Below are 26003 nucleotides of genomic sequence, written 5' to 3' on the forward strand. Positions count from 1 at the left end.
ACGCCTCAGGCGTTGCTCTCGATGGCCGACTTCACGTCGTCCCACACCTCGTCGGGGGTCTGCTCGCCGTCGATGCGGATGAGGTCGCCCTCCTCCTCGTAGAACTCGATGACCGGTTCGGTGTTCTCCTGGTAGACCCGGATGCGCTCGCGGACCGTCTCCTCGGTGTCGTCCTCGCGCTGGACGAGCCGCTCGCGGACGTCCTCGTCGTCGGGCATGTCGAACTCGACGTGGTAGATGTCGCCGGTCTCGGGGTCGAGCCGGCGGCCGGTCAGCCGCTCGACCAGCTCCTCCTCGTCGACGTCGAGGTAGAGCACGACGTCGAGGTCGGTCATCTCCGAGAGGGTCTCGGCCTGGTCGAGGTTGCGCGGGTAGCCGTCGAGGACGAATCCGTCGGCCTCGTCGAGGGCGGTGTCGACGATCTCGTTGACGACCTCGTCGGGCACGAGTTCGCCCCGGTCCATGTACTGGCCCGGCGTGTCGTACTCCACGTCGAGGTGGCTGATGTCCATCTGCTTGTTCGCCCGGAGGGCGTCGCCCGTCGTGACGTGGTCGACGCCGAACTCCTCGACGATGTTGTCGCTCTGGGTACCCTTGCCCGCGCCCGGCGCGCCGAGTATCAGAATGTGCGGCTCCATGGGAGAGAGTGCGCCGCCCTCGCATAAAGGCTTAAAGAAAGCGGACAGTACGACGCTCCGACCGGCTGTCGGGGCGGGCGTCGAGCGGGATGGACGCCCGCCGGGACCGGCCCGGTAGGCGCTCGACCGGGCCGCGGAGCGGGCGCGCCCCGGCAGACTTTTGATTTGGCCCTGATAATGCACGGCCATGCTCACGGTGCGGGCGCCGGCGACGAGTGCGAACCTGGGGAGCGGCTTCGACGTGTTCGGGGTGGCGCTGACCCGTCCCGCCGACGTCGTGCGGGTCGAACGAGCGAGCGAGACCACCATCGAGGTGACCGGTGCGGGCGCGGAGTTCATCCCGACCGACCCCGCGGAGAACACGGCGGGCGTAGTCGCCCGCGAACTCGACGCGCCGGCCCGCATCCGGATCGACAAGGGCGTCAGGCCTTCTTCGGGGCTCGGCTCCTCGGCCGCTAGCGCCGCCGGCGCCGCGGTCGCGCTCAACGACCTCTACGACCGCGGGCTCTCCCGGAAGGAGCTGGTCCGGGTCGCGGCCGAGGGCGAGGCAGTCGTCTCGGGCGACGCTCACGCAGACAACGTCGCGCCCTCGATCCTGGGCGGATTCACGGTCGTCACCGACGACGGCATCACCTGCGTCGACGCCGACCTGCCGGTCGTGGTCTGCCTGCCCGAGACGGTGGTCTCGACCCGCGACGCCCGGGGCGTCGTCCCCGACTCGGTCGCGATGGACGACGTGGTCGAGACGGTCGGCAACGCCTCGACGCTGGTCGCCGGCATGTGCCGGTCGGACCCCGACCTCGTCGGCCGGGGGCTGACCGACCCGGTGGTGACGCCCGCCCGCGCCGAGCTCATCGACGGCTACGAGGCGGTGGCCGAGGCCGCCGGCGAGGCCGGCGCGACCGGGGTGACCGTCTCGGGCGCGGGTCCGGGCGTGCTCGCGGTGTGTCGCCACCGGAGCCAGCGCCGGACCGTCGCCTCGGCGATGGTCGAGGCCTTCGACGACGCCGGAGTGGACGCGTGCGCCTACCAGACCGAGATCGGCGGCGGCGCGGTGCAGTATCGTTCGTAGGGCGGGGTCGGAGCGGGGCGAGAAACGAACTCAGCCGAGCAGGTCGAGCTTCTCGGGGAGGTCGGCCGACGGCGCGTCGTCGACGGTGAGGTAGGCGGTCATCGTCGGGGTGAAACGTGTGAGCCGGGGGAGAACGACGGTCCGATCGCGGGCGCGTCGCTCAGTTCCCGCGGCCCTGGAGCTTCTCCTCGTCGGGCAGGTCGGCGTTGGCCTCGCCCTTCATGCCCGAGCCGATGTCCTTGCTGATGGCGGCGAGTCGCTCGGGGTCGTCCCAGCTGTTGGTCGCCTCGACGATGGCGTCGGCCATCGCCTCGGGGTCCTCGGCGCCGAAGATGCCAGACCCGACGAAGATGCCGTCGCAGCCGTGGTGCATCATTAGCGCGGCGTCCGCGGGCGTGGCGATGCCGCCCGCCGCGAAGTTGACGACCGGGAGCCGGCCCTCCTCGGCGGTCTCGTGGACCAGGTGAGCCGGCGCCTCGATGTCGCGGGCGAACGCCTCGCGCTCCTCCTTGGTCATCCCCTCGATCTCGCGGATGGCGCCCTTGATGTTGCGCTGGTGGTGGACCGCCTGGTTGACGTCGCCGGTGCCGGCCTCGCCCTTGGTCCGGATCATCGCCGCGCCCTCCTCGATGCGCCGGAGCGCCTCGCCGAGGTTGCGCGCGCCGCAGACGAACGGCGAGGTGAACTCCCGCTTGTCGATGTGGTACTTGTCGTCGGCGGGCGTCAGCACCTCCGACTCGTCGATCATGTCCACGCCGATCGCCTCCAGAATCTGTGCCTCCTTCGTGTGACCGATGCGGGACTTGCCCATCACCGGGATCGACACCTCGTCGATGATCTCCTCGACGTCGGCGGGGTCGGCCATCCGGGCGACGCCGCCGCGCTTGCGGATGTCGGCCGGGACCGCCTCGAGGGCCATCACCGCGACCGCGCCCGCGTCCTCGGCGATGCGGGCCTGCTCGCGGTTCACCACGTCCATGATGACCCCGCCCTTCTGCATCCGCGCGAACCCGCGCTTGACGAGTTCGCTGCCGCGCTTGAGCTCCTCGATGTCGGTCTCTTCGGCCATGCGAGTCAGTTGCCACGCGAACGGTTAATGCGTACCGATTGCCCGACTCGGCTGCCGGGTCCGCCGGCCGGCGTCGCGCCGTCCGGGACCGTCAGAGCTTTGCGCCGGAGGTGAGACGACACCCGTATGCTCCCCGACCGGGACGGCCGCTCGCGGCTGCCCGACCGCGCCCAGCTCCCGCGGTACCTCGCCCCGCTGCCCGAGCGGCTGGAGGACGTCGCGCTCCGGTACGCCTGGGTCATCGTCGCGGTCAACCTCCTCGGGACCGCGTTCGGCTTCTGGTACTACGGCTTCCACCCGCTCCCGCTGTCGGACCCCCTCATCGCGCTCCAGTTCGGGCTCGAACCCCCGGTGATGTGGCCGTTCGTCCCCGACAGCCCGGTGGCGACCCTGTTCATCGCCGGCAGCCTCGCGCTCTGGAAGCTCGGCCGGAACTCCGAGGTGGTGAACGCGCTCGCGTTCTTCGGCTGTCTGAAGCTCGGGCTCTGGACGCCGTTCACCCTGCTGGCGTTCATGGAGGGGTTCTCGTACAACTCGGTCTGGATGTACAACTTCCTGTTCTGGAGCCACCTCGGAATGGTCGCCGAGGCGTTCCTCGTCCACCGGTACAGCGACTTCCCGGTCGGCGCGGTGTTCGTCGCGGTGGTCTGGTACGGCTTCAACGACGTCGTCGACTACTTCGTGCCCATCGTCGGGTCTGCCCACCACACCCTGCTGCCGGCCCAACTGCTCGGGCCCGACGGGTTCGCGACCCACCCGTCGCCGACCCACGAGATCGCGGCCGCCGGGGCGATCGTCATCACCATCGCCGCCACGTTCCTGGCGCTCGCGACCCGGGTGAAGAAGCTGGAGGCCCGGACTCGAGAAGCGTGATTTTCGTGGACCGTCCGACCTACTCCCGAACGACGACCAGCGCGGACTCCGTCTCCAGCATCTCTCCCTCCCCGGCGTAGGTGCGCTCGCGCTCGACGGCGAACTCCTCGGGCTCCAGGATCTCGCCCGCGGCCCGGAGCCGGTCGCCGTCGAGCTCGAACTCGCCGGTCTCGATGGCCGCCTCGATGTCGCCGACCGTCCCGCCGTACTTCGGGCCGACCGTCTCGTAGTCGAGGTTCACGTCGCGTATCTCGGTCGTGGTCTCGGGTTCCTCGGCGAGCACGTCGAGGTTCCGGACGTGCGCGACCTCCCGGATGGCGTCCTCGAATCCCGCGACGTCGCCGTGGACCGCGACCTCGTCCAGTTCGGCGTTGAGCGCCAGCTGGTGCTCGGTCTTGTACTTCCGGAGCGCCGAGACGACCGCCATCGAGGTCTCGCCCGCCGCGAGGTCGGCCTCGTAGCCCGCGGGCTCGGGCCAGTCGGCGGTGTGGACGCTCTCGTCGCCGTACATCGTCCGCCACAGCTCCTCGGTGACGTGGGGCAGCAGCGGCGCGAACAGCTTCAGGAAGGTCCGGTGGGCGCTCGTCAGTGCGAAGTCCCGCGAGCGCGACGCCTCGCGCTGCTTGGCAATCTCGAGGTAGTCGTCGCAGAACGTGTTCCAGAAGAAGCTCCGGAGCCGGTCGCGGGCCTTCGAGAACTCGTAGGCGTCCATGTGGGCGGTGACGTCGGCGACGACTTCGTCGAGTTCGGCCAGCAGCCAGCGGTCAATCGCGGCGAGGTCGTCGGGGTCGCCGGAATCAGTGGTCCCGCCGGGCCCGCCGGACCCGCTGCCGGAAGCGAGGTCCGCCACGAGCTTCGAGGCGTTCCAGAGCTTCGTGAGCAGCTTGTCGCCCGTTCGAAGGTCCTTCTCGCTGTAGGGGAAGTCGTCGCCGACCGCGGTGCCGGCGGCCCAGTACCGGACCGCGTCGACGGGATAGTCGGCGAGCGCCTCCTCGGGCGCGACGACGTTGCCCTTCGAGGAGGACATCTTCTCGCGGTTCTCGTCGAGGACGTGGCCGTTTATCATGACCGCGTCGAACGGGGCCTCGCCGGTGTGTTCGACGCACTTCACGACGGTGTGGAACAGCCAGAACGAGATGATGTCGTGGCCCTGGGGACGGAGGTCGAACTGATAGAGTTCGGGGTTGGCCATCTCGGTCTCGCCGGTCGCCTCGTCGTAGTCCCATCCCGCGTTGATGAGCGGCGTCAGCGACGAGGTGGCCCAGGTGTCGAAGACGTCCTCCTCGGGGACGAACTCGTCGTGGCCGCACTCGGGGCAGGCGTCGACCGGCGGGTCGTCGGCGAGGGGGTCGACCGGCAGGTCGGCGCGGTCGGCCACGACCTCGGTCCCGCAGTCGCCGCAGTACCAGACCGGGAACGGGATGCCCGAGTCGCGCTGGCGGGAGATGCACCAGTCCCACTCCAGGCCCTCGATCCAGTGCTCGTACCGGGTGAACATCTTCTCGGGGTACCAGTCCATCTCCCGGCCCGCCTCCAGGTACGCCTCCTTGCGGTCGAGCAGCTTCACGTACCACTGCTCGGTGACGAGGAACTCGACGTCGGTGCCGCAGCGCTCGTGGACGTTGACGGTGTGGGTGATGGGCCGGCGGTCGCGCAGGTGCCCCTCCGACTCCAGGTCCGCCACGATGGCCTCGCGAGCCTCCTCGGTGCTCATCCCCTCGTAGGGCCCCGCGAGGTCGGTCATCGTGCCCGACTCGTCGATGGCGACCCGGAGCGGCAGGTCGTGGGCCTGGTACCACTCGATGTCGGTCTGGTCGCCGAAGGTGCACGACATCACCGCGCCGGTCCCGGTCTCGAGGTCGACGCGCTCGTCGGCGATGACCGGCACCTCGTGGCCGAACAGCGGGACCTCGGCGGTCTCGCCCGCGAGGTGGGCGTGGTCCTCGTCGTCGGGGTGGACGAACATCGCGACGCACGCCGGGACGAGTTCGGGCCGCGTGGTCGAGATGACGAGCTCGCCGTCGGTGCTGGTCAGGGGGAACGCGATGTCGTTGAAGTGGGCGTCGCGCTCGGCGTCCTCGGTCTCGACCTGCGAGATGGCGGTCTCGCACTCGGGACACCAGATGGCGGGCGCCTCCCGGCGGTACTCCCGACCGTCCTCGTAGAGTTCGACGAACGAGAGCTGGGAGACGCGCTGGACCCGGGGCTCGATGGTCTTGTACGTCCGCGACCAGTCGATGGAGACGCCCAGCCCCTGCATCTTCTCGGTGAAGTCGGCCTCGTACTCCCGGCAGACCTCGCGGCACTTCTCCTGGAACTTCCGCCGGGAGAAGTCCTGGTGGCGGACGCCCAGGTCGCGCTCGGTCAGGCGCTCGGAGGCGATGCCGTTGTCGTCGTAGCCGAACGGGAAGAACACCTCCGCCCGGGACATCCGGCGGAACCGGGCGGCGAAGTCCTGGAGCGTGTGGCCGTAGAGGTGGCCCATGTGGAGGTCGCCCGAGACGGTCGGCGGCGGGGTGTCGATGGAGAAGACGGTGTTGGGGTCGGTCTCGGGGTCGCCCTCGTAGGCGTAGGTCTCGTCCTCGACCCAGTGCTGCTGCCACTTCTGTTCCACCCCTCGGGGGTCGTACTCGCCGGTCGGCTTCGAATCGGTGGCTTCGGGTCGGCTCTCTCCGGTCGTCTGGGATTGGTCGGCTGTCATGGATGTCGCGTAGACTGGTCGGTTGTCACGGCTGTCGCGCGGGTCGGTCGGCGGCCTGCGCGCTGAAAGGCGGTGCGTCGGGACGTGGGTGAGGAGAGAGCGGGGGCTAGCGGCCCCCTACCTTTACGGCCGGGGATACCGCGAGGGCTCGCGCCGGACGAGCGTCGGCCGCAGTCATCACTCCCGAGTTATCCGTTCGCGGTCATAATACTTGCGCAGTCGCGCCGGCCCGGAGGTCTCGTTGCCGTCCGGTCTGCGCCTCACTCCGTTCGGGTCTCCCCGTTCGCGGGTCGTCCTTCCCCGCTCACCTCACGAGGCCTCCACTACGTTCCGGCCTCGCCGTTCGCGTGCGAGCGGACCCACAGCTCCCCGATGCGCGACAGTCGCGTCCGGTAGGACTTGCCGTGCTCCTCCTGCTCGATGTACCCCTTGCCGCCCGGCCCGAGCCGGTCGACGTTGTAGATGACCTTCGACCGGAAGCTGTCGGTGTACTCCTCGTCGAGTTCGCTGGCGAGCGCCTCCGCGAGCTCCGAGACCGACTCGAACTCGCCCTCCTCGCCGAGCTTGAACAGGATGACCTCCTCGAAGGGTTTGACGTTCGAGAACGAGGCGACCGGGATCTCGGCGATGTGGCCGTCGCCGACCCGCTTGGCGCCGATGGTGGTGCCCCGCTCGTCGAACTCCGAGAGCAGTTCGCGGGCGCTGTCGAGGCGCTCGTCGATGCGGTCGCTACTCGCCTGCGCGGCCGGTTCGTCATCGGCGGAGTCGCCGGCTTCGGCGTCCTCCCGGAGGTCCTCGAGCAGGCCGGCCTGCCGGCGGAGCTCCTCGGCGAGTTCGGTCTCGAGGTACTTCTCCGGGGCGGTGTAGTAGGTGTGTATCTGCTCGCGGTCCTCCTCGCGCTCGACCATCACCGAGTGGGCCGCGGTGGCGAACGCGAAGCTGACGGTCCGGGGCATCGCCGAGATGTTGACCCAGACCTCGCGGCCCGCGTCGAGTTCGTCGTTGATGAGGTGGTAGGCCTGCTCGAAGGCGGCGTCGTAGTCGTACACGTCATCGACCACGACGCGCTCGGTGGTCGCCCCTAGCAGGTTCCGGAAGTCCTGTTCGAGCTTCTGGGAGAGGTTCCGGGAGTACTCGACGTTGGCCTCGCTGCCGACCGCGCCCTCCAGCAGGATGACGCGGTCGACGTCCAGCTGGTCGCGCACGAGGGGCGCGATGAGCCGGTCGTAGTCGAACCCGACCGGGACGATGTGGGTCTGCATGTGGCTCCGTAGCGCCGAAGGGGGGTTAAACCCCAAGCTTTCGCTGTACTCCGCAAGCCATCAGGATGCGCCCTGTACCCGGCTACCGGTAGCGCCCGGTGAATCAGCCCACCGTCTGGGTGTCTGCACGAGCGAAGCGAGTGCAGGCTCGGAGGACGGGGTTGTCCTCCGGTGGACTGAAAGGGGCCGGCCGGCCGGTCGCGTCCGAAGGATTTGGTCGCCTCTGCAGGCCACTATTCGGCGAGCGTCAGCGAGCCGAATATCCTGCAGAGCGACCGGGACCGGCCGGGGGCTTTCGAGGACAACTCGGAGTCGACGCTCGCGCGATTCGGTAACGCGTTGAGAACACGCCGTCGGAGAACCGCCACCTTTACGCGCCGCTCCGTCACCCTTGGAACCGATGAGTCTCCGGAGTGCGGTCGCCGCCCCGTTCCAGCAGAAGGGCACGGAGTCGATGGCCGAGAGCGAGTTCGTGGTCGCGCTGTCGCTGGACCGCGACTGGTTCTCGCCCGACCAGGCCGAGCGCCTCATCGACGTGGCCAGCGGGCAGGGGCTGCTCGTCCGCGAGGACGGCGACGTCGTGACGGCATTCGACCCGAGCGAAGTCGAGATTGCCGAGGGGTTCGTCCCCGACGAGTCCATCCTCCAGGAGCAGTCGACCTTCGAGAAGCTGCTCGACAAGGTCGTCTCGGCCGGGACCGAGAAACAGACCGCGGTCGCCGAGATCAACGACCTCCAGAACCGGCTCGGCGTGACCATCGAGGCCGCCGCGGTGGTGTACGCCCGGCGTCGGGGCGTCGAGGTCACCCGCGAGGCCGCCGAAGCGCGCGAGGAACTGAAGGCCGACTAGGCAAACAGGGAAGCGAGAAAACGAGGGGCTGTACTTTCTCGAAAGCCCCCGCCCGGTCGCGGTCGTTGCACGACATATCTGCGCCTCTCCGCACCGCCCGGCGCAGATAGGGGTCGTGCAAGCGACCACGTGAACGCGACCGGGCTGCCCCTTTCAGTCCACCCAAACGCCGGTTGTGTCACCGAGCGCATCCAGAGAGACTGGACAGGCAGTCCTCGATTCCGGAGATCTCCGCAACCCAAAGCCGAAGGCTGATTCGGATCCGCCGTCATTCTTGACGTATGGTCGAGGAGCGAACCACCGACGGCAAGCGCATCGCTCAGTTGCTCTCCTCTGAGGTGTCGGGCCGCGAAGACTCCGGGCTCGACGCCCTCGACGTCGTCAACGCCGACGCCGACGTAGAGCCGTCGGCCGACGGCGAGCTCGCCTACGAGATCGCCAGAAAGGACGGCGACTCAAACGAGTCAGAACTTCTCGCGGAGGTCTACGTCCAGGAGGACCGCGCCCGAATCGAGTTCCGGGAGGAAGTCGACGCTGCGGCGGAGGCCGCCGAGGAGGCAGACCTGCGCGTCCGACCGAAGGCGGTCCGTCCCCCGCGGACGCTGGTATTCGTCGAGGACGGCGCGGAGGTCAAGCGCGCGACCGACGTCCTCGTGGCGGTGCTGTAGCCGTCGGCGTACGCCGCGACACTACAACTGGCGAATTACGTCCGGAAGTTCCGTCGCCAGCGCGTCGCGCTCGACGTGGGCGTCGGCGTCCGGATGCGGCTCCGGCCCGTCCGCGTAGAGGACCTGTACCGCGTGCATCCCGGCGTTCTTCGCGCCCTCGACGTCGGCCTCGGGGTCGTCGCCGACGTAGACGGCCTCGTCGGGGTCGACGCCGAGCCCGTCGAGGACCGCCCGGAACGCGCGCTCGTCGGGCTTCCCGGCTTCGAGGTGACCGGTGATCACGACTGCGTCGAACTCCTCGACCCAGTCGAACCGGTCGAGCTTGCTCTGCTGGGCGTCGGCCGGCCCGTTCGTGAGCAGTCCGAGCGCGTACTCCTCGAGGAGGTCGGCCAGCAGGCCGGCCACGCCCTCGACCGACCGGAGCGAGTCGGCGACCTTCTCCCGGTAGGCGTCGGCGAGCGCCGCCGGGTCGACGTCGCTGTCCTCGGGGAGCAACTCCGCGAAGATGGGGACGCGGCTGTCGCTGTCGAGGTGCCGCGAGTGGGCGTCTAGATACGCCTCCCGACTCATCCGGGGCGCGCCGACCGCGTCGGTGGCCTCGTCGAGCACCTCCTGGCGGGGCCGGTCGGGGACGGTCAGCGTGTAATCGAAGTCGAAGACGACGGCTGAGACGGTCACGGGTCGGTGTTGGCGGGACGACCCCTTGATACCTGCGGGAGGGCGGCCCGGAGTCTTCGGAAGGACCGAGCGAGACGGGAATCGGCTGCGCGAGCGAAATCGACGGACAGCAAGAGCCTTGACCGCCCCATCGCAATCCGTGGTATGGCGTTCTTCGACCGCCTCCGCGAGCGGATCCGGACCACCGGCGGCGTCCTCGCGGTCGGCCTGAACCCCGACCTCGCCCGCCTCCCCGACGACTGCCGGGAGTACGACTACCCGCGGCGGGCGTTCAATCGCCGCGTCGTCGACGCGACCCACGACCACGCCGCGGCGTACGCGGTGAATCCCGCGTTCTACGCCGACCATTCGGGGTGGATCGCGGTGGCCGAGACCGTCGCCTACGCCCGCGGCAGGGGCGTCCCGGTCGTCGTCGACGGGAAGTGGAGCGACCTCCCGGATCCGAACGCAGACTTACTCGACGCCGCCGACGCCGCGACGGTGTCGCCGTACTGCGGCCGGGACGCTCTCGGGGACCTGTTCGATTCGGACCTGGGCGTCTTCGTGACCTGCCGGACGCCGAACGCCGGCGCGGCCGACCTCCAGGACCGCGAGCTCGTCGACGGTGTCGACGCGCCTGCTACCATCGAAGCAGAGTCGACCGGGGGTCAGACGGAAGAAGACGACAGCGAGCACGACGAATCCCCGACGCTGTCCGAGGGGGTGGCGGCTATCGCGGCCTCGTGGGCCGACGACGCCGCGGCGGACGTGGGCCTGCTCGTCGGCGGGGACGCCGCGACGGTCGAGACGCTCCGGGAGCGCGCGCCCGACCTCCCGTTCTTCGCGGTCGGCGGCGCGCGGAACGACCCCGAGGTCGCGGCCCACGCCGCGCCCGACGGCGGGCCGGTCGAAGGGGTCGGACTGGTCGCGGCCTCGCGGGAGGTGCTCTACGCCGGCGAGACCGCCGGGCGTGGTCGGCGCCGCGGCCAGGACGACTACGCCGCGGCCGCCCGGCAGTCGGCCAAGCGGCTGAAGCAGCAACTGAATCGATACCGCTGACCCCGCCTCCCGTACTGACTGGCGGCCTCAGAACCGCATCACTTCGTCGTCGTCGAGGTCCTCGGGGCGGACCGTCCCCCCGTCGCCCCCACCGCGGTCGACGGCCGCGGCGCACTTCGCGCAGAGGCCGGTCGCCTCGTTCCAGTGCTCGTCGCAGGCCAGCGTCCCGCAGTTGGGACACGAGTGCTCGGCTTCGTGCTGTTCGCAGATCTGGCAGAGGCCCGTGACACTCATGTTTTTCACTCGATTGAGGTAGGGCGTCGAGGCGTATCAGTGTGTGGGAGGCTCCGGCACGGGCGGCCGTCGAAAACGGGAGAACAGCAACCGAACGGGAGAGTTCGGTAACGTCCTCAGTCGTCGGCCAGTTCCTCGCGGAGCGTCCCCATCTCGGCGACGCGCTCGGCGTGGGCGTTGTGCTGGTGGATGGACTCGTCGTTGCTCTGCTTCATCGTCACCACGGCCTCGTCGGGGAGGTCGGGAAACTCCCTGAGGACGCCCTCGGCCATGTCGCGCACGCAGTCCTCGACGAACTTGGCGTTGGCGTGGGCCTCGAAGGTCATGTGGTCCTCGTCGGGGCGCTTGGCGAGGTTGTAGATGCGGGCGCTCATCGAATCGCGGGCGACCTCGATGATGTCCCGGAGGTCGGCCTCGGGCGCGCCGTCGCTCTCGATGGTGAGCGTGGCGTGGCCGCGCTGGGAGTGGCCCGCCTGCGGGACCTCCTGGAGGAACTCCTCGACCTCCGCGTCGCCGACGCCCAGCTCTTCGAGCTTCTCGCGGGCGGTCTGGCTCATCATCCCCTGCGAGCAGGGACAGACCGTCATGCCCGTGACGCGGGCGCCGATCTCCTGGCGGACGCCGTCCTCGGTCGCGGTCGCGCTGGCGACGATGTCGGCGGTCGCCTGGGTCGGCCGGTCGCTTTCGGGGGTCCGGTCCTTGACCATGTACTCGGCCTCCATCCGGACCTCGGCCTTCGAGGTGTAGTCGTGCTTGCCGAGCAGACGGTTGGCCACCTCGCCGCAGAGGTCCTCGACCGAGTAGGTCGGCTCGCTCACGGCGTCCTCGAGGAGTTCGTCGACGACTTCCATGTTGCGGCTCATGTCGGCGCCCTTCCGCCAGCCCGGCAGATCGACCAGCACCTCGAACTCGGCGGTCAGCACGATGGGCCGCTTGTCGGGACGCGCGAGTTTGACCAGCTTGGTGACGCCGGTGACGCCGACCCGGTTGAGCCCCACGCTCACGTCGGGTTCGGAGGCTTGAACGTCCGGCAGTTGCTCTTCCATTACCCGAGCGTAGCGAAGCCGCGGGATTAGGACTTTCCCTTCCGGAAAGACTAATCGAGTTTCCCGAGCGCCTGGAAGAAGTCGCTCGACGGCTCGGCGATGCGGGTCGGGTCCGGGTCGGGCCGGACCGTCACCGACTCGGGCATCTCGATCCGCTCGCGCGTGCTGTCGCTGCTGACGTAGCCGTGCTCGGCGCCCTCGGCCCGGATCTCGACCTCGCTGTCTCCAGGTACGACCAGCGGCGACATCGACTCGGCGGCGCACATCTCGGTGATCACGAACGCGTCGACGTCCGGGTGCACCAGCGGGCCGCCCTCGCTGAGGTTGTAGGCGGTGCTCCCGGTCGGGGTCGACACCAGCACGCCGTCGCCGGTCCCCGAGGTGAAGATGCGGTCGTCGACCCGGACCGCGTAGTCGAACCCCTGACCGTGGCCGCGCTGGGGGCCCTGGACGACGATCTCGTTGAGCGCGGGGTGGACCGACCAGTCGCCGTCGCCGGTGGCCCGGAGCCGGGGCACCTCCCGGGACGGGATGGTGTCGGTCTCGCGGTAGCCGGCGACGACCGCCTCGACGGTCTCGACCGCGTCGTCGGGCGCGACCCCGTTCAGGAAACCGACCTCGCCGAGGTTGACGCCCAGGATCGGCGTCGGCCCCGCGCCGCGGGCCGCGAAGAGGAACGTGCCGTCGCCCCCGATGGAGACCACCAGGTCGCAGGCGTCCATCTCGTCGACGGGGTAGCCCTCGCGGTCCAGCCGCTGGGCCGTCGCGTCGTCCAGTCGAACCTCCACCTCCTCGGGCAGGGTGTCGCGGATCCGGCCCGCCAGCACGGACGCCCGCGAGTTGCCCTTCTGGGCGACGATGCCGACTCTCATCGTTGGCCATTCTCGCCCGCCCGTCAAAAGTCCGCCGACGCGGCGGCGAGAAACATTCAAATGCGGTCGGTCCGACGTGCCCGATATGTCCCGCGCTCGTCCGCCGCGGAGGTGGCCGCCGTGACCGAGGACGACGACTGGTTCGAGCGCGCGCTCCGCGAGGACGACGCGGACGAGGACGGCTCGGAGGAGGGCGACGCGGACGGGTCGGTCGACCGCGACGACGTGGGTTCGGAATTCGCCGACTCCAGCGCCGGCTCGACCGACGGGCCGTTCGGCGATGCGACCGAAGGGCCGGAGGAGGTCGGCGGATCCGCGGACGCCCCCGAACCCGGCGAAGGGTCGTTCGGCGACGAGGCCGAGGACTTCCCAACGGGCGACGCCGGCTCGGGATCGGCAGGTGCCGGCTTCGGATCGGTCGACGATTCGGGACGGGACGCTCCGTCGGGCGGATTCGCGGACGCCGACCCGTACGACCCCGACGAGTCGGACGGGGGCGACGACCTCTTCGACGAGGACTTCGCCACCGCGTTCGAGAACGCGCCCGGCGGCGGCCCCGGCGCCGGACCGGCCGGCGGCGAGGACGCGGGCGGCGGCTTCGGCGGCGGAGGCGGCTTCGGACCGGACGCCGACGAGGGGTTCGGCGGTGGCGGCGGCGAGCCCTTCGAGAGCGAGACGTTCGACGACGAGGAGTTCGACTCGGACATCCCCCGCATCGACCTCGGCATCGAGGGGCTCGACGACATGATCCAGGGCGGCGTCCCCGAGCGGTCGCTCATCACCACGATCGGGTCGGCCGGGACCGGGAAGACGACGTTCGGTCTCCAGTTCCTCCACGAGGCGCTCGTCGCCGGCGAGAACGCGGTGTTCATCACCCTGGAGGAGAGCCGCGACCGCATCCGCAGCACCGCCGGCGAGAAGGGCTGGGACTTCGAGACGTACGAGGACGAGGGGAGCCTCGCGGTCATCGACCTCGACCCCATCGAGATGGCCAACAGCCTCACCTCCATCCGCAACGACCTGCCCCGGCTGGTCGAGGACTTCGGCGCGACCCGGCTGGTGCTCGACTCGGTGTCGCTGCTGGAGATGATGTACGACGACCAGGCCACCCGCCGCAACGAGGTGTACGACTTCACGAGGAGCCTCAAGGAGGCCGGCGTGACCACGATGCTCACCAGCGAGGCCAGCGAGGACAACGCCTACGCCTCCCGGCACGGCATCATCGAGTACCTCGTCGACGCCGTCTTCATCCTGCGGTACATCCGGTCGACCGACGACTTCCGCGAGACCCGGCTCGCCGTGGAGATCCAGAAGATACGCGACGCGAACCACTCCCGGGAGATAAAGCCCTACGCCATCACGAACGAGGGCATCAGCGTCTACCGGCAGGCCAACATCTTCTGAAGCGACCTTTTTTCTCGTCGGGTGTCCTCGCTCGCTTCGCTCGCTGCGGGCACCTCTCCTCGAAAAAACGTCGATGAAAAAGAGCCGCTCGCTCACTCGCTTCGCTCGTTCGCTCGCGGTACAACTGCTGGTACTCTACGTGGATCGGTTCCCCGGCGCGATCTGCTGTTCGGCCGGTAGTGAGCTCACCGTCGTTTAACAGGTGCGACGCCGTACATACACCGAACGAATGATCGGTCCGCTCCCGGTCGACAGTCAGCAGGCGGTCGTCCTCCTGGTGTCTGCCATCTTCCTCGGACTCGGCGCGCTGCTCGCGGGCTCGGTCGGCCTCCGCTGGTGGGCGGCCCTCAAGCGCGTTCGGGCGCGTATCGGGTGGGACGGAAAGCCGTGCCGGATGACGACGACGAGAACGAGGAGTAGCCTACCGGACCACCGTCACCGGCATCGTCGCGCGCCGAACCACCGTCTCGGCGACGCTCCCGAGCAGGATGCGCGAGACGCCCGCGCGGCCGTGGCTCCCCATCACGATGTGGTCGAACCCCTCGTCGTCGGCGAACTCCACGATGGTCCGGGACGGGCTGCCGAGTTCGGTGGCGGAGTCGAGGGCGACGCCGTACCCGTCGGCGACGGCCCGAGCCTCCGCGAACAGCGCCTCGCTCTCCTCCTGGGCGTTCTCGTACCACTCCTCGGACCCGCCGGGGATGGCGACCGGCGAACTGTACCCCGCGTCGACCGGGTCGATGACGTGGAGCACCGTGATGTCGTGGTCGGCGAACTCTTCGAGCGCGTGTTCGAGCGCGTCGTCGGACTGGACCGACCCGTCGATGGGGACGAGGATCTTCTTGGCCATGCGCGAAGCTACGGCGGGCGGTCGTTTAAGTATTCAGGCAATTCCCGGCGAATGAGAACTCCGGGCCGCGACAGCTCGGATCGCGTCCGGCCGGCGCGCCGAGAGGGCGGTGACGGGCGAGCCCGGCGTCGGAATCTCTCGGGCGGCTCGGACCGACGCGGGCTACTCCCGGCCGTGCTTGGTCACGCACTTCGAGAGGCCGACGATCTCGACCGGCTCGGAGTTGTCGGGCGAGTAGACCACCATCTGGCCCTTCTCCATGTAGGGGACCTTCCCCTCCAGTTTGCTCGGGATGTTGACGCTCTTGATGGCGTCCTCGTCGCCCAGGTTCAGCACGACCGTGGTGTTGACCTGTTTGAACACGGGTTCGGCGATGTCCTGGGGGTCCTGGGTGATGAGAAAGAGGCCGAGGCGCTCCTTGCGGCCCTGCTTGGCGGCCTCGGTGAACTTCCCGATGACCTTCCGGGCCTGGACGCTCTCGGCGTCGGTCAGGAAGTTGTGGGCCTCGTCCATCCCGACGACCAGCGGCGTCTCCTTGATGCGGGGGTAGTGCGGCGAGTTCGACAGCTTCTCGTCGACCAGCAGGCTCGACAGCGCCAGCACGACGACCTCCGCCGCCCGGGAGTTGTTGAGGTGGTAGGTCGGGACGACGCTGAGCTGGCCGGGCTTGACGAACTGCTTTATCTGGTCGGTGATGGGCCGGGCGTCCCGGTCGAACACCTGGCGGAACGCCCAGTTGTCGGTCTTGCGCCGGACCGCGTCGAAGGTGGCCTCGTGGACCCGACCGCTCTCGTCGAGCTCCTCGCGCAGCGCCGGGTCGTCCACGAAGTCGAGGAACTGGGCGTACGTCGTCGTCTCGTGCTCCGAGAAGAACCGCCGGAGGAGGTACTCCAGGGCGTTGTACTGGTTGTCGTTGAGGCTCGCGCCCGCGATGAGCCACGGCCGCGAGCGCACCATCGAGAACGGGATGGTGAACGCGACCTGCTCGGCCCGGTGATGGTCGGCGGCGTACCCGCCCTCGCCCACCTTCGGCACGAACGCCTTGGTCTCGTCGTGGCCGCCGTGGGCGACGCCCTCGGCGGCCCACCGGCGCTCGTCCTCGCGGGTCGCGTCGGGGTTGTCGTCGTGCATCTGGGCGTACTCGTCCTGGGGGTCGAACTGGACCACGGCGGCCCGGCGGGCCGCGCCGTCCTCCATCTCGTACCGGCGCTCCTCCGCGAGGAACTGCCGGAGGATGTTCTTCGCGCCGTGGGTCTTCCCCGAGCCCGTCCCGCCCGCGACCAGCGTGTGCCGGAAGACGAGGGGGTCGCCGTCGGTGTAGTCGTCCTTGAGCCGGTAGTCGATGGTCGGGGGCTCCGCGGCGGTCCGGACCTTCTCGCCGCCGACCGAGAGGTGCCCGAGGAACACGCCGTCCGCGGGCATCTTGAGCCCGGTCTTGATCTCGGGCTTGTCGCTGGCCTCCCTGACGACCGACTTGGGCTTGGGCACCCGGTCGGTCATCCGGCGCTTGAGCTCGGCGTCCGGCCCCTCGCCGTCTTCGTACAGCACGGCGACCGGCTCTAAGTCGGCCATGAGCTTGTAGTCGGTCTCCTCGATGTCGTCGCGGCGCATCGCGCGCCGGGAGTGGATCTCGGTCGCGTCGTCGACCCGGTACTCCTGGCGGTACTCCAGCGCGCAGACCCGGCAGAACAGCTTCTCGCCGTCGGGGTAGCCCACGAGCAGGTACTTGCCGACCCGCACGTCCTCGCGGTTGTCGGCGGTGACGTACGCCTGGAGGTGGGTCTCGTCCTCGCCCTCGCCGATGCGGAGACCCTCGGCCGCCGACAGGATGCCGATGCCGCGGTCCGCGCCCGCGGGGTCGGTCGCCATCGCGTCGAAGCGGTCGTCGCCGCGCGTCTTCGAGTCCGTCGTCCCGGTCTCGAAGTCGCCCACGTCGTCGAGGTCCGCCGCGGGGCCGTCGGAGGCGTCGACGCCCAAGGCGTCCGCGTCGAACTCGTCGGTCGGGGAGCCGGACCCGGAGCCGCCCGAGTCGTCGTCCCCGCCGGAGGTGCTGAAGTCGCCGAGGTCGGTCATCGTTCCGCCCATTGCGGCAGACCCCCTTGTCACTTTTCCTCCGGGCGCTCCGACGGATTCTTGTCACCCCGGCGAGACGACTCCCGCATGTCCGACCTCGACGCGATGGAGAACGCCGCGGTCCGGGCCTGCCGCGACGGCGGCGCGTACCTCAGGGAGGCGTTCCGGGCCGGCGACCGCGACGGCGAGTTCACGGCCCACGACGTGAAGGCCGCGGCCGACCGCGAGTCCGAGCGCCGGATGCTCGACGTGCTACTCGAGGCGTTCCCCGACCACCACGTCTACGCCGAGGAGTCGGGCGACCACCCCGGCGACGACACCCCGTACCGGTGGGTCGTCGACCCGCTCGACGGGACCAACAACTTCGCCGCCGGCATGGGGTCGTTCGCCACCTCGGTCGCGGTGCTGGAGCGGGGCGACCCCGTGCTCGCGGTCGTCTACGTCCCGATGCTCGACGACTGCTACGTCGCGCGCCGGGGCGCCGGCGTCCGGTACGACGGGGAGCGCGCGACCGCCGGGAGCGACCGGGACCTCGACAGCGCGACTATCGGGTTCGTCATCGGCCACGACGTGAAGCTGGACGACGACCTGCTGGCGACGTCGAAGGCGATCCGCGACCGCCTGGAGGCCAGGTGCAAGCGCGTCATCAACACCTGGTCGCCCTGCGTCCACTGGGGGCTGCTCGCCCGCGGCCTCGTCGACGGGATGGTGACGTTCCGCGCCGACGAGGAGGAGCAGTGGACCGGCGAACTGTTCGCCGACGAGTCGGGGGTCGCCTCCCGGTCGTGGGACGGCTGCTACGTCGGTGTCGGCGACGACGACGCGCTCGCGGACCTCTGCGGGACGGTCGACGCCGCGCTGGAGTGACGGTCGCGCTCCTTTTACCTTCCCGCACCGTACCCCCGACCATGCTACTCATTCGTGGCGAAGCCGGGGGGACGACGCTGACTGGCACGCTGTACGAGCGGGGGGAGCGGGCGCCGCGGTTCAAGGGCGCGCCCGACGAGGACGCCCCCTACGTCTGGGTCTGCGACGAGTTCTACCAGGTCGAGAGCGGCGGGACGGTCCAGCGGGTCGACGGCGAGGAGGTCAACGTCGCCTTCGAGTCGCCGATGCCCCGCGGGTTCGACACGCGCGAGCAGGCCACCGAGGCGGCGCGCGAGCACATCCGGACCCAGTTCGCGCGCATCGGCATCGATCCCGCGGACGTCGAGATCACCGTCGAGAAGCAGGAAGCCGAGACCGCCGAACCGCGGTAGCCGGACCGCCGTCGGATCGCGACTTCGACTGCCGGAGCGAGCCGACGACGCCCTTACCCGTCCAGCGAGACCACGACGTTCTTCGTCTGCGTGTACTCCCGGATCGCCTGCGTGCCCTTCTCGCGGCCGATGCCCGACTCCTTGTAGCCGCCGAACGGCGCCTGGGGCGGCGTGACCGGGAACTCGTTGACCGAGACGCTGCCGGCCTCGAGCCGCCCGGCGACCCGGTGAGCGCGCGCGAGGTCCCGTGTCCAGACCGTCGCGTACAGCCCGTACCGCGTGTCGTTGGCGCGCCTGACGGCCTCGTCCTCGTCCGAGAACTCGTAGAGGGTGAACACCGGGCCGAACACCTCGTCGCAGGACAGCGGCGCGTCGTCGGGGACGCCCTCGACGACGGTCGGCGCGTAGAAGTTGCCCGCCTCGCGGGGGATCTCGCCGCCCGCCAGCACCCGTCCGGGGCCGTCCTCGACCGCCTCGGTCACGTACGCCGCGACGCGGTCCCGGGCCTCCCTCGTTATGAGCGGGCCGACGTCGGGGTCCTCGGTCCCCGGCCCGGTCGTCAGTTCCTCGGTCGCGGCCGCGACGCGGTCGGCGAACTCGTCGTAGACGTCCTCGTGGACGAACACCCGCGTCGTTGCGAAGCAGACCTGGCCCGCCATCGCGAACACGCCCAGCGTGTCCTCGACCGCCGAATCGAGGTCGGCGTCCGGGAAGACGAGGCTCGGGCTCTTGCCGCCGGTCTCCAGGCCGACCGGCGTCAGGTGGTCCGCGGCGGACTTCATGACGGCCCTGGCGGTCTCGACCGACCCGGTGAACACGACCTTGTCCACGCGGTCCGAGCCGGTCAGCGCCGCGCCGGTCGTCGCGCCGTCGCCGGGGACGACGTTCCAGACGCCGTCGGGGAGGCCGGCCTCGCTGGCGATGCGTGCGATCTCGGTGGCGACCAGCGGCGCCTCCGGCGCGGGCTTGGCGACGACGGCGTTGCCGCAGGCCAGTGCCGGCGCGATGCCCCGGAGCGAGAGCAGCGCGGGCGCGTTCCACGGGATTATCTGGCCGGTGATGCCCAGCGGCTCGAGCCGGGTGTAGTCGAGGTACCCCTCGCCGACCGGGACCGACTTGCCCTCGATCTTGTCGGTCAGCCCGGCGTAGTAGTCGAGGTACTTCGCCCCGTTCCGGGCGAACAGCCGGGACTCGCGCAGCGGTCGGCCGGTCTCGGCGGTCCCCAGTTCGGCGAGGTCGTCGGCGCGCTCGCGGACGGCGTCGGCGACCTCCCGCAGCAGGCGACCGCGGTCGCTCGGGTCCATCGCCCGCCACTCGGGAAGCGCGCCCTCCGCCGCCGAGAGCGCGGCGTCGATGCCCTCGCGCCCGCCTTCGGCCGCAGTGGCGACGGGGTCGTTGGTCGACGGGTCCAGCACCGCGAACGCGTCCTCGCCCGGTCGCTCCTCCCCATCGATGTAGCACCCGTACTCGCCGTGCGTGTGCCCAGACATGGACGTCTCGTTCGCCGGCCACGCAGATAAGTCCCCGAGCGCCTCACGAGTCGGATCGATGCCCCGAGCGCGACCGGCGCCTACTCGTCCGCGTCGAGGTCCGCCACGGAGAGCGCGGTCTCGAGCCGGTCCCACGTCTCGCGGTCCTGCCAGCCCCAGCCGTGCTCGCAGACCGCATCGTTGGCGCCGAACTCGCCGACCGCGCGCTCGAAGGTCCGGCGCTCGTCGTCGTCGAAGATGATCCCGCTGCCGGTCGACACCTCGTACGGGCGGCTGACGGCGGCGGCCCACCCCGCCGCGGTCGCCGCGAGGAACTCCGCGAGCGGCCCCCGTCGCCGACGGAGCGCCCCCTCGGTCGCGACCAGCGACGGGCCGCAGATGGGGAACTGGTCGGCGACCCGGAGCGAGTCGGTCCGGACGCCGTCCTCCCGGAGCTCCCGCGGGTCCGAGAACGACCCCGTGACCGCGTCGGCCTCGCCGTCCAGGAGCGCCCGCCGCTCCTCGCCCGCGATGTCCACGAGCTCCACGTCCGCGAGGACGCCCGACTGGGCGAGGAACAGCCGGCCCAGCAGCCCCGCCTCCGACTCGACGGGCATCCCGACGCGGCGGCCCCGCAGCTGCTCGACGCTCTCCAGGCCGCCGTCGAACCGGTCGCGCTCGGCGTACAGCACCGTCATCGCCCGCTGGAACAGCAGCGCCAGCGGGACGACCGGCTCGCCCCGCCGCCGGGCCTCGACGAGCGACACCGCCCCGGCCACGCCCACGTCGGCCTCCCCCGAGGCCACCGCGGCGAGCGACGCCGACGAGCCCCGGTGCTCGGCGAAGTCGACCGACAGGCCGCGGTCGGCGTACTCGTCCCGGCCAGCGGCCGCGAACAGCGGCAGGTGGAGGCCGTTGGGCGTCCAGTTCAGGCCGACCGTGAACTCCCGGTCGGCGTCGTCGTCGCGGTCGGCGTCGTCGGAATCACTGAATTGAGCACTTTCGGCGGACTCGTCGCCGACGTCGAACGCGGTCCGCGCCCGGTCGAGCAGCCGGTCGGCGTGGCGGTCGTACACCCGACCGGGGGCGGACGCCGGACCGTACGCCACCTCCCAGGCCTGTGGCGGGCGGCCCCGGGTCTCGTCCTGCACGGTCGTCGCGGTCACGAGTCCGCGGTCTTCGAGCGACGAGAGCGCGTCGGTGACCGCGTTCCGACCCAGGCCGGTGCCGACCTGCACGGTGAGCAGCGTCGCGGGCTCGTCGCCGACGCCGTCGCGCTCGGCCCGGAGCAGGAGGTAGGCCAGCACGCGGGCCGGCCGGTCGCCGAGCCCCGCACCGAGGCGTTCGACGAACGGCTCGTCGTCGTCGGAGAGGGCCGGGAACGTGCGAACCTCCATGGCTCGCTAGGTGCACTACCGCGACGAGCAAAAGTACTCCGGCGGTCCCGAGCTCCCCAGGACCCCACGGCCGACCCGGTCGGCGGACGCGTCACCGACTCGCCTGCCCCGCGTACGCCCCGATAGCGTCGGCGTCCGCGTCGAGGTACTCGTTCGTCCACGCCGCGTCGGGGTCCACTTCGCCGTCGAGCAGGTCGGTCTCCGCGAGGGTCTCGCCCAAGGTCCGCCACCGGTCGGCGTCGTGGTGGCCCCAGCCGGTCTCCCGGAGACGGTCGGTCCACTGGAGTTCGTCGGCGGCGACGCCGAACTTCCGGCGCTCGACGTCGCGGGTCCGTTCGAGGGTGGCGTTGCGCTCGACCAGCACGTCGACGGCCTCGTCGGGGTCCTCGGTCGCGGCGACCCAGCCCCGGGCGGTCGCCCGGAGGAACGACCTGACGGTCTCGGGATTCTCCGCGGCGAACTCGGGGTTCGTCACGATGGTCATCCCGTAGACGTCGAGGTAGTCGCCGATGCGCAGCTCGTCGGCGGTCCGGTCGTGCTCCGCCTGGAGCTCGTAACCGTTGGTGACGACCCCGACCGCGGCGTCGACCTCGCCGCTGACCAGCTTGTGCTGGACCCGGTGGTGGGTGTGCTCGTCGACGTCCAGCAGGTCGACATCGTCACTGATACCTTCGTTTTCGAGGAGCTGTGCCGTGAGGATGCGGGTCTTGGTCGCCGAGGGGGCGATGGTGCAGCCGGCGAGCTGGTCGGGCGATTCGAGCGCCGCGCCGAACGCGTCCCGGAAGGTGTACACCGCGGCGGGCGTCTTCTGAGTGACCGCGGCGACCGCGAGGGGTTCGACGCCCTGGCTCCGGACCGACAGCACCGCGCTCCCGCCGGCCAGGGCGAACTCGCGTCGACCCTCCCCGGCCTGCTCGGCGGCGAACGGCGAGCCGTGGCCCTCCACGAACCGGACGTCGAGCCCCTCCTCGTCGTAGAAGCCCCGCTCGCGCGCGAGGAAGTACGGCGCCTGGAACCCGTTGGGTTCCCAGTTGAGCTGGAAGTCGACCTCGGTCGTCATCGGCCGGCCTCCGGGACGAACGCGCCGTCGGGGATGCGCTCGACGCCGAGCGCGTCGGCGCCCGCGACGTCGCGGAGGTGGTCGAACAGCTGCTCCATCCCGGCGACGGTCTCGCGGTCCCAGTCGGCGACGACCATCTCGCGCCAGCCGTCCCGGATGGCCCGCCAGGCCCGCTCGTCGTCGGTGTCCATCAGCCGGTCGCCGATCTCGGCCCAGAGCTCGTCGTCCTCGCGGAGCCTGGCGACCGCGTCGCGGTAGGCGTCCCGGAACGCGCCGACCGTCTCGGGGTGGTCGTCGAGGTACGCCTCGCTCGTGAGGAACGTCGAGACCGGGAGCCGGTCGTCGGTGCCCGAGAGCCGCTGGACCAGGTCGGCCATCGGCAGCACTTCCCGGCAGTCGCCCGCCTCGGTCAGCTCGGGCACGATCTGCCAGAACTGGAGTCCGGCGTCGACCTCGCCCTCCCGGAGCAGCCGGGAGAGCTCGACCTTCGAGCCGGCCTCGACCGCGGTGGCGGTGTCGGCGGGGTCGAAGTCGTGGTACTTGCGACAGGCCGCCCGGGTGAGAATCCAGTTCTTGTCGAGCCGCCGGACGACGCCGACGTCCACGTCGCGGAGGTCGTCGAGCCCCGCGACGTCCGAGTCGGGCGCGGCGACGAGCGACCCCACGGTCCGGCCGTAAGGGTGGAAGCCGACGATGGGCGCGCCCTCGGCGCGCTCCCGGGCGGTCGAAATGTAGTCGATGTCGATGAGGTCGGCGTCGCCCTCCTGGAGCTTGGCCTCGACGGTCTCCAGTCCGTCCTCGGTCTCGTCGGAGACCAGTTCCACGTCGAGGTGGAAGCCGTGGTCGCGGTCGAGGCCGAGGCGCTTGATGGTGTACAGGAGGTAGCGCGGGCTCCCGTTGTGCTCGAACCGGGCGCGCATCACCGGCCGGTCGCCGGGGTCGCCGTGCTGCTCGTCGAGCGCGGCCTGCTTCTCGGCGATGGAGGTCATCGCTGGCCCCCTCGCACCGCGGCGGCGTGCGGTGGGACGACGGTGTCCGGTGGGGCGACCTCGCGGGTCACGGCCGGCCTCCCGGCGCCACGATGGACCGGATCTCGGCGTCGGCGTCGACCAGGTCGCGCTCCTTCATCCAGTCGAGGTGCTCGCGGAGCTCGTCGTAGTCGGCGAGCTCGGGCGCCTCGTACTCGGGCACGGTGATCTGGTCGCGGACCGCGTCCACGTCGACGTCCTCGAACAGGTCGGGCGCGACCGCCTCGTCCTTGCCCAGCATGTCGAGGTAGTCGTCCCGGAACTCGGCGGGGTTCTCGTTGATGTCCTCGACGGCGCGGCGATAGCCGGCCACGAACTTCCGGAGCGCCTCCCCCGTCAGCTGCTCGCCGCCCACGATTCCCATGTGGTTCTCGAACTCCATGACGCGCTCGAAGCCCAGCTCCTCGGCCAGCGTGCTGTGGGGTTCGAGCAGCGTCGCGGCCTCGACCTCGCCGTCGCGGAGCGCCCGCAGGCGGTCGGTGGGCATCCCCTGGTGGTCGAGGGTCACGTCCTCGGGCGGCACGTGCTCCTCCAGCGCCCGGATAGCGGTGTACTCCTGGCCGGTCCGGCGGTTGACCCCGACCGGCACCCCCGCGAGGTCCGCCGGTTCCTCGACGTCGGTGTCGGGTCGCGTGAACACGGCGTACGGCTGGTCGGCGAACGTCCCCTTGGCCACCACCTTCCCGTCGTGCATCTCCCAGGTGCGCTTGAGGCTCTCCCACTTGCAGATGGGATACAGGTCCACGTCGTAGTCGTCGGTCAGCGTCTCCTCGGCCGGGATGTACTTGCGCTCGACCTCCTCCCGGTCGCGCTCCACGAGCTCGACCCGTAACCCCTCGTCCCCGAAGTACCCCCGCTCGCTCGCCACCCGCTGGGGCAGCATGAACGAGAACGGCAGGTGAAAGAGCCGAACGGTCGTTTGTTCGGACATCGCAACCAGCTAACGTGAGAGTCCTACTTAGGGTTTTTCGCAATTCCTTTAAGTGCATCCGTGTGATACAGCGTGGCATGGAACTGGTGAACCTGACCGCCCGAGAGACCGAGGAGGCCGTCGACGGCGTGCACTTCACCCAGCTGGCCGCGGGGGAGAACATGAGCATCCAGCACTTCCGCATCGACCCGGGGGCGACCATCCCGGAGCACACCCACGACCACGAGCAGCTGGGGTACATGACCAGCGGGGAGCTGGTGGCGACGGTGAACGGCGAGGAGCGGGTCTTCGGCCCGGACGACTCCTACTGCTTCCTGAGCGAGGAGCCCCACGCCTGCGAGAACCGGCGCGACGAGCCCGCGGTGGGCATCGGCGTCTACAGCCCGCCGCGCCGCGAGGCCGACTGGAAGGACCGATGAGAGCGGGGAACCGGACCGGCCGCGCGGCATCAACCGGGATGCGGGGGGAGTGGGGGCGATGCGGGGCGTAGACCACATCAACGTCGACGTCGACGACCTGGCGGCATGCCTCGCGTTCTACCGGGACGCGCTCGACCTCGACCTCGTCCGACCGCCCGAGGACTTCCAGGGCGCCCACGCCATGTTCGAGGCCGGCGACACGGTGGTGACGCTAGCCGAGACCGGCCGGGCCGAGGGGTGGGACGACCGCGGGCTGGACCACCCGCTCGACAAGGCCCACGTCGCGTTCGAGACCGAACGCGGGCAGTACGAGGCGGTGATGGACGACCTCGACGACCAGTTCCCGAAGCAGGGCCCCTACGACTGGGGCGAGTTCGAGGGGTTCTACTTCCTCGACCCGGACGGGAACCTCCTGGAGGTCGTCACCTACGAGCCGCCCGAGGGAAGTCGGGACCGCCCGCTGCTGACCCACGACGACGTGGAGTGAGGTCGAGCTGACGCACTAGGGTCTGCGGTTCGGAGGTTCTGCTCCATTCGCGGTGCAAATTGCTCAGTGAACTCCGCTAGTCAGTCCTCACTGTCTCGAACACGGCGTTGTTTCGCTCCGGTTTGCAAACCGATAAGACTGGCTCCGAGGAGCATACTGAGTATCCCAAGGAGGATGAACCCCAGTGCCACCGTCGCGGTGGTTGTGGTCGTGGCAAGCATGAGTTTCCCGACAACGAGAGCACCGCCAATGAGAAACAGCCCCAATCCGGCGGTCGTTATCGGGACTGTCCAGTGCGTATATGGCATCTCAGATTCGACCACCATCTGCAGGAGGATGGCGAACGCAGGGAGTGAGAGCGCCACTAACTGGAGAATGCTGAATGCGAGTTGCCGGTCCATCGTGTCCGCAGTATCAGCGCCACGAAAATCGGTCTATCGGTCAATTCACGCTCTGCATCGAGCGACGATACCGACGCGATTCCGAACAAAGGGAATCGTGTTATCAACTGCTGCCGGTGAAGTCTACCAGATGAGATGAGCGGAGCGATCGGTCCAACCCGCAGACTCTACGCCGAGCGGAGCGAGGCGTTTCGCCGACCGCGAGGCCTTCGGCCGAGCAGTCG

26 protein-coding genes are annotated in these 26003 nt (G+C 70.0%); 10 read left to right on the forward strand and 16 right to left on the reverse strand.

Annotation, left to right across the window (positions count from 1 at the left end):
• Positions 1 to 5: 5 nt before the first annotated feature.
• A complete protein-coding gene (locus DVR07_RS11880) occupies positions 6 to 638 on the reverse strand; it encodes an adenylate kinase (RefSeq protein WP_115797501.1) in 633 nt (210 codons plus the stop codon).
• 187 nt (positions 639 to 825) lie between these two features.
• Here DVR07_RS11880 and DVR07_RS11885 point away from each other — a divergent pair, with 187 nt between their 5' ends.
• Positions 826 to 1710 carry a homoserine kinase gene (locus tag DVR07_RS11885; protein WP_115797502.1) on the forward strand — a complete coding sequence of 295 codons (885 nt, stop codon included), beginning with the start codon at positions 826 to 828 and terminating at the stop codon, positions 1708 to 1710.
• Between the two features lie 160 nt (positions 1711 to 1870).
• Here DVR07_RS11885 and pdxS read toward each other — a convergent pair whose 3' ends face one another.
• Positions 1871 to 2779 (reverse strand): pyridoxal 5'-phosphate synthase lyase subunit PdxS, encoded by a 909-nt coding sequence (pdxS, locus tag DVR07_RS11890; protein ID WP_115797503.1) that lies wholly within the window; start codon positions 2777 to 2779, stop codon positions 1871 to 1873.
• Between the two features lie 126 nt (positions 2780 to 2905).
• Here pdxS and DVR07_RS11895 point away from each other — a divergent pair, with 126 nt between their 5' ends.
• Complete coding sequence (locus DVR07_RS11895) at positions 2906 to 3652, forward strand: DUF1405 domain-containing protein (RefSeq protein WP_115797504.1); 747 nt, start codon at positions 2906 to 2908, stop codon at positions 3650 to 3652.
• A gap of 19 nt (positions 3653 to 3671) precedes the next feature.
• Here DVR07_RS11895 and DVR07_RS11900 read toward each other — a convergent pair whose 3' ends face one another.
• Entirely contained in the window at positions 3672 to 6353 is a 2682-nt protein-coding gene (locus tag DVR07_RS11900; RefSeq protein WP_115797505.1) for a valine--tRNA ligase, read from the reverse strand.
• Between the two features lie 323 nt (positions 6354 to 6676).
• Positions 6677 to 7615 (reverse strand): HFX_2341 family transcriptional regulator, encoded by a 939-nt coding sequence (locus tag DVR07_RS11905; protein WP_115797506.1) that lies wholly within the window; start codon positions 7613 to 7615, stop codon positions 6677 to 6679.
• Between the two features lie 400 nt (positions 7616 to 8015).
• On the opposite strand from DVR07_RS11905, the gene DVR07_RS11910 reads away from it, so the two are divergent.
• Together DVR07_RS11910 and DVR07_RS11915 are read left to right on the forward strand one after the other, a co-directional pair.
• Entirely contained in the window at positions 8016 to 8465 is a 450-nt protein-coding gene (locus DVR07_RS11910; protein WP_115797507.1) for a DUF2240 family protein, read from the forward strand.
• Between the two features lie 281 nt (positions 8466 to 8746).
• Positions 8747 to 9133 (forward strand): hypothetical protein, encoded by a 387-nt coding sequence (locus tag DVR07_RS11915; protein ID WP_115797508.1) that lies wholly within the window; start codon positions 8747 to 8749, stop codon positions 9131 to 9133.
• A 21-nt stretch (positions 9134 to 9154) separates the two neighbouring features.
• Here the strand turns inward: DVR07_RS11915 and DVR07_RS11920 are convergent, their stop codons facing one another.
• Positions 9155 to 9811, reverse strand: coding sequence for an HAD family hydrolase (locus tag DVR07_RS11920; protein WP_115797509.1), 657 nt, complete (start codon positions 9809 to 9811; stop codon positions 9155 to 9157).
• A 144-nt stretch (positions 9812 to 9955) separates the two neighbouring features.
• Between DVR07_RS11920 and pyrF the strand changes: the two genes are divergently transcribed.
• Positions 9956 to 10849 (forward strand): orotidine-5'-phosphate decarboxylase, encoded by an 894-nt coding sequence (pyrF, locus tag DVR07_RS11925; RefSeq protein ID WP_115797510.1) that lies wholly within the window; start codon positions 9956 to 9958, stop codon positions 10847 to 10849.
• Positions 10850 to 10876: 27 nt separating this feature from the next.
• Here pyrF and DVR07_RS11930 read toward each other — a convergent pair whose 3' ends face one another.
• The 3 genes from DVR07_RS11930 to DVR07_RS11940 all read right to left on the reverse strand — a co-directional run bounded on the left by DVR07_RS11930 (position 10877) and on the right by DVR07_RS11940 (position 13001).
• Positions 10877 to 11083, reverse strand: a complete 207-nt coding sequence (locus DVR07_RS11930) for a hypothetical protein (RefSeq protein ID WP_115797511.1) — start codon at positions 11081 to 11083, stop codon at positions 10877 to 10879.
• A 116-nt stretch (positions 11084 to 11199) separates the two neighbouring features.
• Positions 11200 to 12129 carry a GTP cyclohydrolase MptA gene (mptA, locus tag DVR07_RS11935; protein WP_115797512.1) on the reverse strand — a complete coding sequence of 310 codons (930 nt, stop codon included), beginning with the start codon at positions 12127 to 12129 and terminating at the stop codon, positions 11200 to 11202.
• A 50-nt stretch (positions 12130 to 12179) separates the two neighbouring features.
• On the reverse strand, positions 12180 to 13001 hold the full coding sequence (locus DVR07_RS11940; RefSeq protein ID WP_115797513.1) for an NAD(+)/NADH kinase: 822 nt from the start codon (positions 12999 to 13001) through the stop codon (positions 12180 to 12182).
• Between the two features lie 120 nt (positions 13002 to 13121).
• Between DVR07_RS11940 and DVR07_RS11945 the strand changes: the two genes are divergently transcribed.
• A complete protein-coding gene (locus DVR07_RS11945) occupies positions 13122 to 14405 on the forward strand; it encodes a KaiC domain-containing protein (protein WP_115798325.1) in 1284 nt (427 codons plus the stop codon).
• Positions 14406 to 14826: 421 nt separating this feature from the next.
• Here DVR07_RS11945 and DVR07_RS11950 read toward each other — a convergent pair whose 3' ends face one another.
• Both DVR07_RS11950 and DVR07_RS11955 read right to left on the reverse strand, forming a co-directional pair.
• Positions 14827 to 15255: a universal stress protein gene (locus DVR07_RS11950; protein WP_115797514.1), complete on the reverse strand. Its 429-nt coding sequence runs from the start codon at positions 15253 to 15255 to the stop codon at positions 14827 to 14829.
• Between the two features lie 162 nt (positions 15256 to 15417).
• Positions 15418 to 17328, reverse strand: coding sequence for an ATP-binding protein (locus DVR07_RS11955; protein WP_115798326.1), 1911 nt, complete (start codon positions 17326 to 17328; stop codon positions 15418 to 15420).
• A gap of 87 nt (positions 17329 to 17415) precedes the next feature.
• On the opposite strand from DVR07_RS11955, the gene DVR07_RS11960 reads away from it, so the two are divergent.
• Both DVR07_RS11960 and DVR07_RS11965 read left to right on the forward strand, forming a co-directional pair.
• Positions 17416 to 18195 (forward strand): inositol monophosphatase family protein, encoded by a 780-nt coding sequence (locus tag DVR07_RS11960; protein ID WP_115797515.1) that lies wholly within the window; start codon positions 17416 to 17418, stop codon positions 18193 to 18195.
• A gap of 41 nt (positions 18196 to 18236) precedes the next feature.
• Positions 18237 to 18587 carry a DUF7113 family protein gene (locus DVR07_RS11965; RefSeq protein WP_115797516.1) on the forward strand — a complete coding sequence of 117 codons (351 nt, stop codon included), beginning with the start codon at positions 18237 to 18239 and terminating at the stop codon, positions 18585 to 18587.
• Positions 18588 to 18640: 53 nt separating this feature from the next.
• On the opposite strand, the gene DVR07_RS11970 is transcribed toward DVR07_RS11965, so the two are convergent.
• The 5 genes from DVR07_RS11970 to DVR07_RS11990 all read right to left on the reverse strand — a co-directional run bounded on the left by DVR07_RS11970 (position 18641) and on the right by DVR07_RS11990 (position 24472).
• A complete protein-coding gene (locus tag DVR07_RS11970) occupies positions 18641 to 20077 on the reverse strand; it encodes an aldehyde dehydrogenase family protein (RefSeq protein ID WP_115797517.1) in 1437 nt (478 codons plus the stop codon).
• An 80-nt stretch (positions 20078 to 20157) separates the two neighbouring features.
• Positions 20158 to 21453, reverse strand: coding sequence for an ABC transporter substrate-binding protein (locus tag DVR07_RS11975; protein WP_115797518.1), 1296 nt, complete (start codon positions 21451 to 21453; stop codon positions 20158 to 20160).
• A 91-nt stretch (positions 21454 to 21544) separates the two neighbouring features.
• A complete protein-coding gene (locus DVR07_RS11980; protein ID WP_115797519.1) occupies positions 21545 to 22513 on the reverse strand; it encodes an ABC transporter substrate-binding protein in 969 nt (322 codons plus the stop codon).
• A complete protein-coding gene (locus DVR07_RS11985; protein WP_115797520.1) occupies positions 22510 to 23502 on the reverse strand; it encodes an ABC transporter substrate-binding protein in 993 nt (330 codons plus the stop codon). The genes DVR07_RS11980 and DVR07_RS11985 overlap by 4 nt, the downstream gene beginning before the upstream one ends.
• Positions 23503 to 23569: 67 nt before the next feature.
• Positions 23570 to 24472 carry an ABC transporter substrate-binding protein gene (locus DVR07_RS11990; protein WP_115797521.1) on the reverse strand — a complete coding sequence of 301 codons (903 nt, stop codon included), beginning with the start codon at positions 24470 to 24472 and terminating at the stop codon, positions 23570 to 23572.
• Positions 24473 to 24549: 77 nt separating this feature from the next.
• Between DVR07_RS11990 and DVR07_RS11995 the strand changes: the two genes are divergently transcribed.
• Entirely contained in the window at positions 24550 to 24891 is a 342-nt protein-coding gene (locus DVR07_RS11995) for a cupin domain-containing protein (RefSeq protein WP_115797522.1), read from the forward strand.
• A 58-nt stretch (positions 24892 to 24949) separates the two neighbouring features.
• Positions 24950 to 25378 carry a VOC family protein gene (locus DVR07_RS12000; protein ID WP_115797523.1) on the forward strand — a complete coding sequence of 143 codons (429 nt, stop codon included), beginning with the start codon at positions 24950 to 24952 and terminating at the stop codon, positions 25376 to 25378.
• 80 nt (positions 25379 to 25458) lie between these two features.
• On the opposite strand, the gene DVR07_RS12005 is transcribed toward DVR07_RS12000, so the two are convergent.
• Positions 25459 to 25779, reverse strand: a complete 321-nt coding sequence (locus DVR07_RS12005) for a hypothetical protein (RefSeq protein ID WP_115797524.1) — start codon at positions 25777 to 25779, stop codon at positions 25459 to 25461.
• Between the last annotated feature and the right edge of the window lie 224 nt (positions 25780 to 26003).

It is taken from the genome of Halorussus rarus (assembly GCF_003369835.1).
GTDB lineage: Archaea > Halobacteriota > Halobacteria > Halobacteriales > Haladaptataceae > Halorussus > Halorussus rarus.

Bases quoted from the DNA above. Each gene is read 5' to 3' on its own strand.
- DVR07_RS11880 (WP_115797501.1), bottom strand. From the start codon at position 638: ATGGAGCCGCACATTCTGATACTCGGCGCGCCGGGCGCGGGCAAGGGT.
- DVR07_RS11885 (WP_115797502.1), top strand. From the start codon at position 826: ATGCTCACGGTGCGGGCGCCGGCGACGAGTGCGAACCTGGGGAGCGGC.
- pdxS (WP_115797503.1), bottom strand. From the start codon at position 2,779: ATGGCCGAAGAGACCGACATCGAGGAGCTCAAGCGCGGCAGCGAACTC.
- DVR07_RS11895 (WP_115797504.1), top strand. From the start codon at position 2,906: ATGCTCCCCGACCGGGACGGCCGCTCGCGGCTGCCCGACCGCGCCCAG.
- DVR07_RS11900 (WP_115797505.1), bottom strand. From the start codon at position 6,353: ATGACAGCCGACCAATCCCAGACGACCGGAGAGAGCCGACCCGAAGCC.
- DVR07_RS11905 (WP_115797506.1), bottom strand. From the start codon at position 7,615: ATGCAGACCCACATCGTCCCGGTCGGGTTCGACTACGACCGGCTCATC.
- DVR07_RS11910 (WP_115797507.1), top strand. From the start codon at position 8,016: ATGAGTCTCCGGAGTGCGGTCGCCGCCCCGTTCCAGCAGAAGGGCACG.
- DVR07_RS11915 (WP_115797508.1), top strand. From the start codon at position 8,747: ATGGTCGAGGAGCGAACCACCGACGGCAAGCGCATCGCTCAGTTGCTC.
- pyrF (WP_115797510.1), top strand. From the start codon at position 9,956: ATGGCGTTCTTCGACCGCCTCCGCGAGCGGATCCGGACCACCGGCGGC.
- DVR07_RS11930 (WP_115797511.1), bottom strand. From the start codon at position 11,083: ATGAGTGTCACGGGCCTCTGCCAGATCTGCGAACAGCACGAAGCCGAG.
- mptA (WP_115797512.1), bottom strand. From the start codon at position 12,129: ATGGAAGAGCAACTGCCGGACGTTCAAGCCTCCGAACCCGACGTGAGC.
- DVR07_RS11940 (WP_115797513.1), bottom strand. From the start codon at position 13,001: ATGAGAGTCGGCATCGTCGCCCAGAAGGGCAACTCGCGGGCGTCCGTG.
- DVR07_RS11950 (WP_115797514.1), bottom strand. From the start codon at position 15,255: ATGGCCAAGAAGATCCTCGTCCCCATCGACGGGTCGGTCCAGTCCGAC.
- DVR07_RS11955 (WP_115798326.1), bottom strand. From the start codon at position 17,328: ATGACCGACCTCGGCGACTTCAGCACCTCCGGCGGGGACGACGACTCG.
- DVR07_RS11960 (WP_115797515.1), top strand. From the start codon at position 17,416: ATGTCCGACCTCGACGCGATGGAGAACGCCGCGGTCCGGGCCTGCCGC.
- DVR07_RS11965 (WP_115797516.1), top strand. From the start codon at position 18,237: ATGCTACTCATTCGTGGCGAAGCCGGGGGGACGACGCTGACTGGCACG.
- DVR07_RS11970 (WP_115797517.1), bottom strand. From the start codon at position 20,077: ATGTCTGGGCACACGCACGGCGAGTACGGGTGCTACATCGATGGGGAG.
- DVR07_RS11975 (WP_115797518.1), bottom strand. From the start codon at position 21,453: ATGGAGGTTCGCACGTTCCCGGCCCTCTCCGACGACGACGAGCCGTTC.
- DVR07_RS11980 (WP_115797519.1), bottom strand. From the start codon at position 22,513: ATGACGACCGAGGTCGACTTCCAGCTCAACTGGGAACCCAACGGGTTC.
- DVR07_RS11985 (WP_115797520.1), bottom strand. From the start codon at position 23,502: ATGACCTCCATCGCCGAGAAGCAGGCCGCGCTCGACGAGCAGCACGGC.
- DVR07_RS11990 (WP_115797521.1), bottom strand. From the start codon at position 24,472: ATGTCCGAACAAACGACCGTTCGGCTCTTTCACCTGCCGTTCTCGTTC.
- DVR07_RS11995 (WP_115797522.1), top strand. From the start codon at position 24,550: ATGGAACTGGTGAACCTGACCGCCCGAGAGACCGAGGAGGCCGTCGAC.
- DVR07_RS12000 (WP_115797523.1), top strand. From the start codon at position 24,950: ATGCGGGGCGTAGACCACATCAACGTCGACGTCGACGACCTGGCGGCA.
- DVR07_RS12005 (WP_115797524.1), bottom strand. From the start codon at position 25,779: ATGGACCGGCAACTCGCATTCAGCATTCTCCAGTTAGTGGCGCTCTCA.